The following is an 11,795-nucleotide window of genomic DNA, read 5'->3' as shown; positions in this document are numbered from 1 at the left end:
CGAGAGCAACAGCAAAATGGGACTCGTTTCAGGAAGCGGAGGAAGCTCCTGCGGACGAATCCCATTTCACGGACTGGAGCAATACAAAGTCTTGCCGTTAGATCTGGGCGGTACCGCCGTCCACGAAGAGCTCGATCCCGTTGACAAAACTGGAATCGCTGGAGGCAAGGAAGAGGGCGACGGTTGCGATCTCTTCCGGGCGTCCCATCTCGCGGCGCGGGATTTGGGATTTGAAGAACTCCTTGGCATCGGGTCCGAGGGGATCGAGGATCGGCGTATCGATGGTTCCGGGGCTCAGGATGTTCACGCGAATTCTGCGCTCCTTGAGTTCGAGCAGCCAGGTACGAGCGAAGGAGCGAACCGCGGCCTTGCTGGCGCTGTAAACGCCGAACGCCGGGATGCCCTTGATGCTGGCGATGGATCCGTTCAAAAAGATGGAGCCGTTGTCGTTGAAGAGCGGGAGCGCCTTCTGCACGGTGAAGAGCGTGCCGCGCACGTTGAGGTCGAAGGTGTTATCGAAGTGGTCCTCGGTGACCTCTTCGAGTTTGGCGAGTTCGCCGCGACCGGCACTGGCGAAGAGGATGTCGATCTTGCCCTTCTCGCGTTTGACGGTCTCGTAGAGACGGTCGAGGTCGGCCAGGTTGGCGGCATCGCCTTGTACACCGGTGACGTTTCTGCCAATGAGCTTCACGGCCTCATCGAGCTTGTCCTTGCGGCGCCCGGTGATGAAGACGTATGCGCCCTCTTCGACGAAGAGCTTGGCTGTTGCGAGCGCCATGCCGGAGGTCGCTGCGGTGATGACTGCTACTTTTCCTTTGAGCTTGCTCATATCTTTATCTCTCTTCTGTGTTAGCTTCGAATGTCTTCGAGGCTGCATTGCTGGGGCTAGCCTCACTTAGGCCTGGTGAGTGGACGCTTCATGCAGCCGTCCCGAGTGGTAGGCTGTTTTGTCGAGAAACGTCCAGATGAAACTTTTGAAGATCAGCGGTAATTATTACGATCCCGAAGCTATCGCTGTACGGGCCGTGACGCGGAAAAAGAAGCCCCAGACAGACCCGACCTGAGGCTTGCGAGTAATGTGATGTTGCCTGATTAAATAACACGCGATGCGCGTATAAATTCCTCAAGGGTTTTCGATAACAGAAACGCCTTGCCAAAATTCGAGAAAATGGGCTACAGATCCGGGATGCCCTCGCCAAGGGTCCGGTATCGGGGCACAGTGATAGGAAAATCCGACGCAAACGAAGAGGTCGTGGCTGTTGCTTGACTAATTATCTGGCACACTTCTGTGCTAATTATTTGGCACAGAAGGATGGGGTTGCGGCGTCTCATTCTGCTTGGCCATTACCAGATTCTCTCGTTTCGACAGTGCGGTTCGATAGGGAATTGATCTTTAGAAGCCACTTTGCGTAGCGGACGCGCCCCTTCCAGGTATTGTCGAAGCAAGCGCAATTTCACGAGACGCCTGCGAGATGGCCGAAATGCCTTCCACGAATAAGTGCCAGATAATTGCAAAAGAGCGACACTACCATTGGAGGACTCCCTTCGGGAAATCCCCTACTACATGGAATGCAGGCGGAGAAAAAGAAGGGGTTCGGCGAGACTGATTTACAGCAATCCGTACTTCACATAAAAGTTGCCCACAAGCGATGCGACTCGTTTCTTCTTCGTCAGATCTCTATTCAACAATCGTCAGCCTAAAATTCACGCTTGTATTCGATGCGCCCGATCCCACCGCTGCGGCAGTCGCTGTGACTGTTACGGTGGAACTTCCCAGCGTTGCCGTCAGTGGGGAATTGCCGCAGCCAACCATGCCTGTCAAAGAGGCCGCTAGAATCAACAACATTAGCAATTGGCCATTGCGGACATGCAGTTTCTTGCGCTGCCACATCAGAAAGCCTCCGAAGAACATTCCCGGAAGGAGGAACACCGAAGCTTGCAGCGGGCCGGATGAGGACCCATCCCTGCGGTTCATCGACACCGTTCCCTGATTCGATCCTAGAGTAAAGATCGTTAGCTGTGCGGTCTGCTGCTTGTTCGATCCATCAGCCGTAAGGTTCGAGGGTGCAAAGTTGCAACTGACGCCTGCCGGAAGCCCCGCGCAACTGAGGCTCACAGTACCGGTAAATCCACCGACGGGAGTAAAGGTTAGCGATACTTCCCCAGTCTGCCCCGCCTTGAGTGTCAGCGAAGCCGGATTTGCCTGCAACGAATATCCAGGCGAGCCAATCGTAACCGTAGACTGCGAGGAACTAGATCCCGTAAAGTTTGTATCGCCGGCATAAACTGCGGTGATCTGGTGTTCTCCCGAACCCAGTGAACTGGCCGTATAGGTTCCTACGCCTTGCGCACCCAGCACTCCATTGCACAACACCGTCGAACCATCGAGAAACTGAACCGAACCGGTTGGCACTCCCGCAGTTGTCGATAACACCGTTGCAGTGAGAGTAACATTCGCACCCGCGTTGGTCGTTGTGCTCGTAGTGTTCAAAGTAACCGTGGTTCCTGCTGGAGTCACTGTGAGAACTCCACTCTGCGTGGTCACAGCGTAGTTAGTCAGATTGATTCCCGTCACACTGGGCATAATTGGATACGAGCCCACTGGAGAACCGGACGTAGCCGGAGTCACGAAGCTCTCTGTAAAGCTGTCTGCAGGCAACTCACCATGGATAGCGCCGGCAAAGGTGGGATTCGCCGTCCCATAAACTCTCGTCGCATTATTAGCAATGATCGTCAGCGTGTCTTGACTCACGGTAAGGTTCGTCGTAATCGGCGCTGGCGCACCATAGGTTGTCGTGTCAGTCGGAGTGAATGAGACAGAAAGAGTATGCGATCCAGCACTCAGCACCGTACCTGGTCCTGGGTTGTAAGTAAATGATCCCGATACCTGACTGCCGTTGTAACTTGCCGTCGCATTCAATTGAGAGTTCGTCAGTGCAGTGCCGTAGGTGATTGACGCAGGGGCTGCCCACTGTAGCGTCGGCGTAGCAGCGGTCACTGTAATGATCGTGCTCACCGTCCCGGTCGGTGTACTGTAATCAGTCGTATCGTTCGGAGTGAAGGTCGCCGAAAGAGTATGCGATCCAACACTCAACACTGTGCCCAGTGCCGGCGTGTAAGTAAATGTTCCCGACACCGGACTGCCGAGGTTCGTCGCAGCCGCGCTCAACTGAGCGCCTGTCAATGCTGCACCGTACGTAATCGACGCAGGGGTTGCCCACTGTAGCATCGGCGTAGCAGGGGTCACTGTAATCGTCGTGCTAACTGTCCCGGTCGGTGTACTGTAATCTGTCGAATCATTCGGAATAAAAGTAGCCGTCAGCGTGTTCATTCCAACACTCAACACCGTGCCCGACCCTGTGGTGTAAGTAAATACTCCCTGCACTTGATTGCCATTGTAGGTTGCTGTCGCGCTCAACTGGGTGCTCGTCAAGGCTGTACCGTAAGTGATGGATGCCGGGGCCATCCAGCCCAGCACCGGCGTAGCTGGAGTTACCACAACGTTCGCGATGGCTGGCGCTGGCGTGCTGTAATCTGTCGTATCGCTCGGTGTAAACGTGGCTGTTAGAGTGTGAGTTCCCGCACTCAGTACGGTCCCCAGCGCTGGATTGTAGCTGAATGTTCCTGCGACCGCAGTGCCGTTGTAGCTCGCCGTCGCATTTAACTGTGCCGCAGAGAGTGCCGTCCCGGAGACGATCGGCGACGGTTGTGACCACGCAAGTACGGGCGTGCCCTGGCTCACGGTAATATTCTTCGTGGCTGGCGCTGGCGTGCTGTAATCCGTCATATCGCTCGGAGTGAACGTGACTGTCAGCGTGTGAGTTCCCCCAGTCAGTACGGTACCCAACGCTGGGCTATAGCTAAATGTTCCTGCGACCGCGCTCCCGTTGTTACTTGCCGTCGCATTCAACTGTGCTGCTGACAATGCCGTCCCATAGACGATTGGCGATGACGGTGACCACGATATGACCGGCGTATCAGGAGTCACCGTAATGTTTGCGGTGATCGGCGCTGGCGTGCTGTAATCCGTCGTATCGCTCGGAGTGAAAGATACCGTCAGCGTGTGCGGTCCGACACCCAATACCGTGTTGAACGCCGTTGAGTAGTTAAATGTCCCGGCTATGGGAGTGCCGTTGTGTGTCGCCGACGCATTCAACTGTGCAAAAGATAATGGCGTCCCATAGACGATTGGCGATGACGGCGACCACGTCAGGACTGGCGCGGCCTGAGTCACAGTAACGTTTGCCGTAATTGGCGTTGGCGTGTTGAAATCTGCCGCATCGCTCGGAGTGAAGGATACCGTCAGCGTGTGCGGTCCGACACCTAATACCGTACCTGACCCCGATGAGTAACTAAATGTCCCGGCCACGGGATTGCCGTTGAAGGTCGCTGTCGCATTGAGCTGTGCTGGAGACAATGCCGTCCCATAAACAATGGGTGACGTCGGCGTCCACGCAAGGTTTAGTGTGGCCTTGTTTACCTGCAAAGACGTGCTCGCGCTGCTCGGACTATAGCTGCTTGCACCTGCGAAATTGACTTGGATAGGATGGATGCCGCCGTTCAGCGAAGCAAGCGCCGAACCTGACAGGATAAACACATTCGGCGTCGCCGTGCTGGTGATCGAAAGCGGGGTGTTATCGATGGTGGCAGTAAAATCCGCAGCCGTGATACCGGTCGCGTTCGAGGGAGTGAGGGCCATGGAGATCGAAGCCGTCTGGCCAAATGTGATGGATGGAGCGGTAATGGATAGTGACGTGGCAGTCCCAGCCTGAGACGTGAAATTAATCGTATCTGTCTGGTTGTCGAATGTCGCGGTCACAGTTCCATTGCCGGTAGAAGTTGGCGTAAGCACGGCTGTACCAATACCGCTGGTATTAAATGTTCCGGTAGTCAGCGCAGGGCTCTCTGTTACGCCAGAGACAGTGAACGTGAAGGGGCAATTTGTAGCGACGGCAGGAAACGCACCGGTGATGGGATTGTTATTGGAATCGCGATTCAAGCTAAGCGTCAGATTCATGCTGCCGGCAGGCGGGATACTTGTGATGTCCGAGCTGAATCCAAGCTTTGCGAATGGAGCGGTGGATAGACTTCCGGTGGATGAGTTATAAAGAACTGCCTGGTCGCAACCATCGCTCGCTGTTGTTGGACCGTTGTTGCAGCCCCACCAGTTCTCCGTTGCGATTACTTCGCCCGATTGGCCTGCGGACACACCTGCTGCGAGACCGCTTGCTCCGCTGGCTGAGGTGTTGCCGACGATCCGGCTCAGACTCACCTGAAGAATGTTGCCTTCGGCAGCGGTCGCTGGTCCCCCCGAGATCGCGCCCCCCGTAGCGGCAGCTGAGTTCGAGATAAAATTCGAACTCGTAATAGTAGTTTGTGTCTCCGGAGAGACAACTTCGCTATGAATCCCTCCGCCCCAGGCTTTTGCGGAGTTGTTTTCGATAAGCGAGGAAGTTATCAGCAAGCCAGTATTCGTGTAGATACCGCCGCCGTTATCATCTCCCGCGGTATTGGAGCTGACGGTGACATTTGTTAACGTGCTCCTCGGCGTAGAGGACGCATCCGGGCGTGCAGAGAAATAGAGTCCGCCTCCCGCACCGACGGAATCGAAGTCGTTCGGGTTCACGCTTATCTGGGCTGTGTTATTCGAAAACACCGTATTTGTGGCGGACACTGCTGTCGGAGGATTCGCGGTAAATAAGCCTCCCCCTTGTTCTGCTGTGGAATTATTTTCGATCGTATCCCCGCTGAGGATGAGCGTTCCTGTTCCGGCTCCAACTGAATTTTCCGTCCAGATACCACCGCCCGGCCCCCACAGAGCCTGACAGTTTTTTATCACCGAATTCACGATGGTGAGATTGCCCGGTCCGTCAGCATCCCAGTTGATGCAACCGCCTACGTAGTTTGCATACCCAGTTGGGCTAGTATCGAGATCATTTAAGTTTTTGGCATTTTCAATGGTCAGATTTTCCAACGTCGCATCGAAGACGTAAGAGCTTCCGCTGGAATTGAATGATCCATATGGCCCAGGATTAATGGTAAATATTATGTCGTTGTCATTGCCATTGACAATGGTATCGCTGGCGCTATCTCCAATGATAGTTACCGGTCCCAGCACCTCTAAGTGCGTCACGCCGTTCCCGTTCCCATCAAAGGTCCCTGCCTGCCATGTGAGGTTATAGGTGCCCGCCGGCAGCATGATGGTGTCGGATGTACCTGCGCCGATGTTATCGGCCGCATCGTTATTGATAAACGTGATGGCATCCCGCAGCGTGCAACGCTCGGCCGATCCCTGCGTGCAGCGAATGCCATCGCTCGGGTCTACATTCGTTCCAGTATTGTCGGCCGTAGTGTTTACATAAAAGGTATTGCCGGTGCTCGGCAACGTGACCTGAGGAGATACATTGTCAGCGCTGAACAGTACCAGGCTCTGACGAGCGCCCGGGGTTACGGGAGCCGCCACAGCAGCAACAACATTGCCAGTCGAGAGATTGCTGTAGGATATCTGGCTGGCTGGCGTCGCCGCCGCTGCCATGGAGGAGAGGCTATGCGCCGCCGTTAATGGATGGCTGATGACTGTCTGCTGTTGTTGAGAGGAATTGACGACGACGAGGTCATCTCCTCCCGAACCTGACCTTCGAGAGCGCAGCAGAATTGCTGCCCGGTCGCCGGAAGCGTGCACCGCCGCTCCCGAATATCTCTCGATCTCTACCCAGGGCGCATATCCCGTGTTGCCTGCTTGCTGCGCGAGGGTCTGCGTTTGATTCGACCCTCTCCGCTGCCGACGGCGTGTTTTTCCGATCTCCTGTGGAGTATAAGGCCGGGGATCAAATCCCTCGTGCGCCAGCGTGACCACGTCCCCGCCGGCGGTCAGTACAGACAACTGCAACTGTGCATGGCGATCGAACAGGAACGAGCCGGCTATGACCGATTCAACGTCACTGCCGGGAACGGTGGTCAGGGCATTTTGTCCGGAGAGCGCAGCTTTGCCATGCAAGATCAGGAGTTGGCCGCCGGCAACGATCGCGGTATCCGGAATCGAATCGGCATCGAGGTTAGCCACTGTCATCGCGGTAGCCCGCCCCGGCAACGAATAACTCGCCTGCTTCGTCCAGGTGTTCGAGCTATAGCTCAGAATGGACAGTTTGGCTCCATTATTCGATTGCTGGCCGAGAACGATCACCTCGCTCATGAATGGCACGCCCGGACGATAGGCAGTCAACGCGGTCACGCCGCCGTCCACGGTTGCGCTGACTGGAGAAAGAAAATTCCCTTTGCCGTCGCCGAACATAGCAAAGAGCTGACTCCCTCCCTTCGTGGCGAAGACCAGATCAAGATGGCCATCCCCGTTCACATCTGCAGCAGTCATAAGACCGGGCCGAGAGTCTACAGAAATCGGCTTGGAGTTCTGTAGGTAGGGATCAGAATATTCGTGTTGCCCTGCAGCCAACCAGCTCTCATGGGTCTGCGGCGCATGAGCATCTAGGTTGCCGCGCAGCACCAGTACGGAGCCGCCCTTAGAGAGTGCATAGCCGATGGCCAGGTCCCCAATACCATCTTCGTCAAAGTCACCGGTTACCATCGCGAGCGGGTGGGGCTGCTCCCCATCGAAATGCAGATGGAGTGAGCGGCTTATCTGGTTCTGGTCCGCTGGGTCAGCTTGTTGCGCAAAAGCGGTATCCAAGCTTGCTGTAACGCAACCGAATACGAGAATCAAGGCAAAAAAAACACGAGCAGAAATAGAGTGGCGCCGCCACATCAAAGCGTTCATCGTCTAAACCTTAGATAAAAAAGAGGGCTTAGACTTTTCTAATGAATCCTGGAAGCTGAAACAACGTAGAAGTGTATCTACGCCTACAACTTTTGGAACAAAGCATAATTGGAAGATAACGCCAAATTATGCTTTATTGTCAGCGGCGGCGTGGCTCCCCACGAGATGCCGACGGCACATCGGTGAAATAACCCATAAGCTGGCCTATTGGGCCAAATTATGGGTTATTATTCATGCTACAACTTATGGTAGGTAGCCCAAAATGGCGCGTGCGCCAAGTCTCGAACAGATCAAATTTCTACTCGGCCACTCGTCGATCCAGACCACGGAGCGTTATCTGGGCTACTACAGGATATCGAGATCGCGGTGAACGATAATTTGGGGCTCTAGCGGCAAAGCCTGCTTCAAGGATTCGGACAGCAAGAAGATCTATATCTTTGCTTTCGTGAGATTAATGCATCTCCTTAGTGCGCACCCAGCCATCGCGCAAATGTCTGAAAAGAAATGAAAGAGTACTGGAGACTGCGGGCGTAGTTTTCGGCAAAGTCTTCACGGTACGCCGTCCGTGGACCGAAATGCACTTCAAGGTCCGCTGCTATTTAATCAATGTTCAATTCGGTGCAGCATGCAAGTCTCATCTACGACGGAGGTGTGCTGTGTTGCGGTTCGCTCAGGGCGATATCCGGATCAAGTCATGCAATGCTCCATCACTCCGACGTCAACGCGCGAGGTCAAGGTATCTCAAGACCCGGATAGTCTGCTCGAAGAATCCGGAAGAAAACCCGTCGACGCATGCTGGACGCCGAGCACGACTAGTAGCTAGTCCTGGGCGCGACACTGTGTACATCCGGCATTTCGCTCCGGGCGCAGGGTCTCGGTTTGGAGCGTAAAATGTTCATCCGGACAGTCGTGCCGCTCCGTTTATGCTTCGCAAGAAGGTGTCATCATGGCTGTGCCAGCTCTCTTCCGACCGATCCGTATTCATAACCTCGACCTGCCCAATAGAATCGTGATCGCACCTATGGATCAATACTCAGCCGAGGACGGGTGCATGAACGACTGGCACCTTATCCACCTCGGCCAACTCGCCCTGTCGGGGGCGGCTCTGTTGACGATCGAGGCAACCGCAGTTCTTCCCGAGGGACGCATAACATATGCGGACGTCGGACTGTGGAATGACGAGACCGAAGCCGCGATATCCCGCACGCTAAAGAGCATTCGCCGCTGGTCCGACATGCCGATCGCGATTCAGTTGAGTCACGCTGGTCGCAAGGCCTCGACAGAGGTTCCATGGAAGGGTGGCGCTCAGTTCGCCCCAGATCATCCGCTCGGGTGGCAAACAGTGGCGCCTTCAGCAATACCTTTTGCTGAGGGCCAGGTCGCTCCAGTCGCATTTGACCAGAATGGACTTCGACGGGTGCGCGATGCCTTCGCCGAATCAGCCGCCCGCGTAGCGAGGCTCGGGATCGACTTGATCCAACTCCATGTCGCTCATGGCTATCTGATGCACCAGTTCCTGTCGCCGCTCTCCAATCGACGAGACGACGAATATGGCGGCTCCCTAGAAAACCGAATGCGGTTTCCCCTCGAGATTTTTGACGCGGTGCGTACTGCATTCCCTGCCGACAAACCGGTTTCCGTGCGAGTATCTGCCACAGACTGGGTGAGAAGCGGCTGGGATATTGAGCAGACGATCGCCTTTGCTGAAAAGTTAGAGGAGCACGGCTGCGATGCCATCCACGTCTCGAGCGGTGGCTTGCATCCTGCACAGAACATCCCAGTTGGGCCGAGCTATCAGGTACCGTTTGCCCGCGCGGTCAAATCCAGAGTCCGCATGCCTGTAGTCGCCGTCGGACTGATCAGCGGGTTTGAACAGGCTGAGGCGATCGTGGCAACTGGCGATGCTGACATGATCGCATTAGCACGCGCGATCTTGTACGACCCGCACTGGCCGTGGCACGCCGCTGCGGAGCTAAGCGGGCAAGTTCGCGCGCCCAAGCAATATCTTCGTGCCCAACCACAGCGGTTCAAAGATTTGTTTGAAATTGAGTAGCCATAGCCCGAGTGGCTGGATGAGCGGGTCTTGGCCGGATCCGTTGCATTTGCATAGTCACTCTGCCTGGTGATGGAGTTCCCGGTCGCAGTTCTCGTCGTCTTTTTGTCGCTCCTTGCAGAGATCGACCTAGTTCGGAAATCGCCCGTCGCTGGTGATCACATAGTGCGCTGCCAGCTAGGGATGGGGAATCCACGGCAATTCTCGCCAACATTGGTTTCTGACATCATCAGTACATAAGCACAATCCCCGTAAAGAGAGTGTCAGAGTGCCCAACATTGATGCTCAGGATCATCCGGATAAACGCTCTTTTCGGAAGTAATCGGAACGCGATGGAGTGCCTCAATGAGTGCTAAGCCCTGAGATCAACAATTGCCGAAGCTTCCCGCGCTGCTGAAGACGCGATAGGGAAGCGAGTGGCCTCTCCATCGCAACTCGAGCGGACGATCCGCAAAGTGATAGACCTCGACGTACTGACCTGCCAAACCGTCCGCCAGATCACTTCGTTCAAGAATGATCTGTTTGCGGTCATAGGAGAGAGTGAGCTGCTCACCTAGGTGGCGCTGTTCATGGTGGCAGAGGATGTCGGGCCATTGACGCCCAGCATGCGTTCAACCTGGGTGAGCAGCCGCGTGAGAAGTCGCAAGTTGCCGCCGGTCATTCGAACTAGGCGCTCTACTACTTCCGGGGTGAGCCCTGTCCTGCATATCAGCACTTCCCAGCATGGACGACGAAGGACTATTTCGATCAGCTGGCCGCAGAGAGCAAAGTGCCAGTGAAAAACAAAAACACTGGTCGGATTCGCTACGAATGGATCGCAATCAGACTCGAAATGAAGCACTAGACCTTACCGTTTATGCGCATGCCGGCCTTTGGATCCTGCAGAACTTCATCGACCCGTTACCTATAACGATCTGTCTGCGATTGTGGCTGAGGTTCAAAAAGGAGCAAGTCCTACAACGTTAGGTACTTCCACGGGAAAGGCGTGTGTATTCTTCTGGAATCGAATAGCGATGACCACCAAGTTGGTGAAACGGACATCCTAATAACAGGTGGTTGTCTGCGCAAAGGCCCACCTTGAGCGCTCAACTCAAGAGCGTGCGCTCCGTCTCAAGGGTCTCGGGGAAAGCCGGGGAGGCCTCTCCCGAGGCCCATAAATTGTAAGTGCCAACGCATGATATCCGGGCGAAATAGGTAAATCCGCGAATCACTTTGGTTTTGGGCGCATGGCGTAACGCCCTAGCCTCGCCGCCAAGGACCTCAAGCTTGGCGCATGGAGCCTCCAAAGAACTGGGACCTCGCCGAGACTCGTTTCTTGTGTAAACAGGTAATACCGAGTCGGCGGTGTAAAGAAAACCGCGTTGACCGCTCTCGGCCTCTCGCAACAACGACTCGATCTTGAGTAATTCGAACTGCACCTGGTTCGAGTGTTGGACCCAGCACTTCAATGGCTGCGGCTTGCCGACTGTCTATCAGGTAGCATCGGCTTCGAGACAAACCGCAGTTCGACAATACCGTCCGAAAGATAGAGTGGATGAGCCCTCGGCTCATCCACCCAGACCGACGAATACTCGTCGTCGGCCCCGTCCGCGGGATCATCAGCGGCCTCGATTTTCGAGAGCCGTTTCATGCTGATGGCGTGGATCTCGGCGATCCGGTGCTTGAAGGTGGTCCCGTTGACCTCATCCTCTACTTCGCGATACCGGAGAATGCCTTCCAGGGTGATGAGCTGCCCCTTCTGGAGAGTCTTGCGAACTTCGAGAGATTCCTCCAGGCGTAGACGCGGTGCCACTCGGTGCGGCTCTCGTAGTCGCCCTTTTCGTTCTTCCAACTTTCCTGGGTGGCGATGTTGAGGATGACGTACTCTTTGTTGTTTTGAGCGCTTTTGGCTTCTGCGTTCTGTCCGAGGCGGCCGATGAGGATGACTTTGTTGAACATGGTGTATAGCTCCGTTTCTTTTGGTTTGTCCGC

6 protein-coding genes and 1 pseudogene are annotated in these 11,795 nt (G+C 55.2%); 2 read left to right on the top strand and 5 right to left on the bottom strand.

Going from position 1 to position 11,795, the window contains the following annotated elements; translation table 11 throughout:
- Positions 1-97: 97 nt before the first annotated feature.
- Together AC5S26_RS29600 and AC5S26_RS29595 are read right to left on the bottom strand one after the other, a co-directional pair.
- Complete coding sequence (locus AC5S26_RS29600; protein ID WP_494188541.1) at positions 98-829, bottom strand: SDR family NAD(P)-dependent oxidoreductase; 732 nt, start codon at positions 827-829, stop codon at positions 98-100.
- 849 nt (positions 830-1,678) lie between these two features.
- A complete protein-coding gene (locus AC5S26_RS29595; protein WP_494188540.1) occupies positions 1,679-7,684 on the bottom strand; it encodes an Ig-like domain repeat protein in 6,006 nt (2,001 codons plus the stop codon).
- 1,033 nt (positions 7,685-8,717) lie between these two features.
- Between AC5S26_RS29595 and AC5S26_RS29590 the strand changes: the two genes are divergently transcribed.
- Together AC5S26_RS29590 and AC5S26_RS29585 are read left to right on the top strand one after the other, a co-directional pair.
- Positions 8,718-9,824: an NADH:flavin oxidoreductase/NADH oxidase gene (locus AC5S26_RS29590; protein ID WP_494188539.1), complete on the top strand. Its 1,107-nt coding sequence runs from the start codon at positions 8,718-8,720 to the stop codon at positions 9,822-9,824.
- A 703-nt stretch (positions 9,825-10,527) separates the two neighbouring features.
- A pseudogene (locus AC5S26_RS29585) lies at positions 10,528-10,668 on the top strand (terminase gpA endonuclease subunit); the annotation flags it as partial.
- A gap of 241 nt (positions 10,669-10,909) precedes the next feature.
- Here the strand turns inward: AC5S26_RS29585 and AC5S26_RS29580 are convergent.
- From AC5S26_RS29580 to AC5S26_RS29570, 3 genes are all read right to left on the bottom strand, one after another.
- Positions 10,910-11,272, bottom strand: a complete 363-nt coding sequence (locus tag AC5S26_RS29580; RefSeq protein ID WP_494188538.1) for a CHASE3 domain-containing protein — start codon at positions 11,270-11,272, stop codon at positions 10,910-10,912.
- On the bottom strand, positions 11,269-11,616 hold the full coding sequence (locus AC5S26_RS29575; protein WP_494188537.1) for a hypothetical protein: 348 nt from the start codon (positions 11,614-11,616) through the stop codon (positions 11,269-11,271). The genes AC5S26_RS29580 and AC5S26_RS29575 overlap by 4 nt, the downstream gene beginning before the upstream one ends.
- The coding region (locus AC5S26_RS29570) for a single-stranded DNA-binding protein (protein WP_494188536.1) at positions 11,514-11,795 on the bottom strand (282 nt) is incomplete at its 5' end. The genes AC5S26_RS29575 and AC5S26_RS29570, both read right to left, overlap by 103 nt.

Source organism: Edaphobacter sp. FHG110511_03 (assembly GCF_059115365.1).
This window is presented reverse-complemented; position numbering and strand designations above follow the sequence as displayed.

What these genes read in the sequence shown, in the direction of transcription:
- AC5S26_RS29600 (WP_494188541.1), bottom strand. Translation starts at nt 829, where the DNA reads ATGAGCAAGCTCAAAGGAAAAGTAGCAGTCATCACCGCAGCGACCTCC.
- AC5S26_RS29590 (WP_494188539.1), top strand. Translation starts at nt 8,718, where the DNA reads ATGGCTGTGCCAGCTCTCTTCCGACCGATCCGTATTCATAACCTCGAC.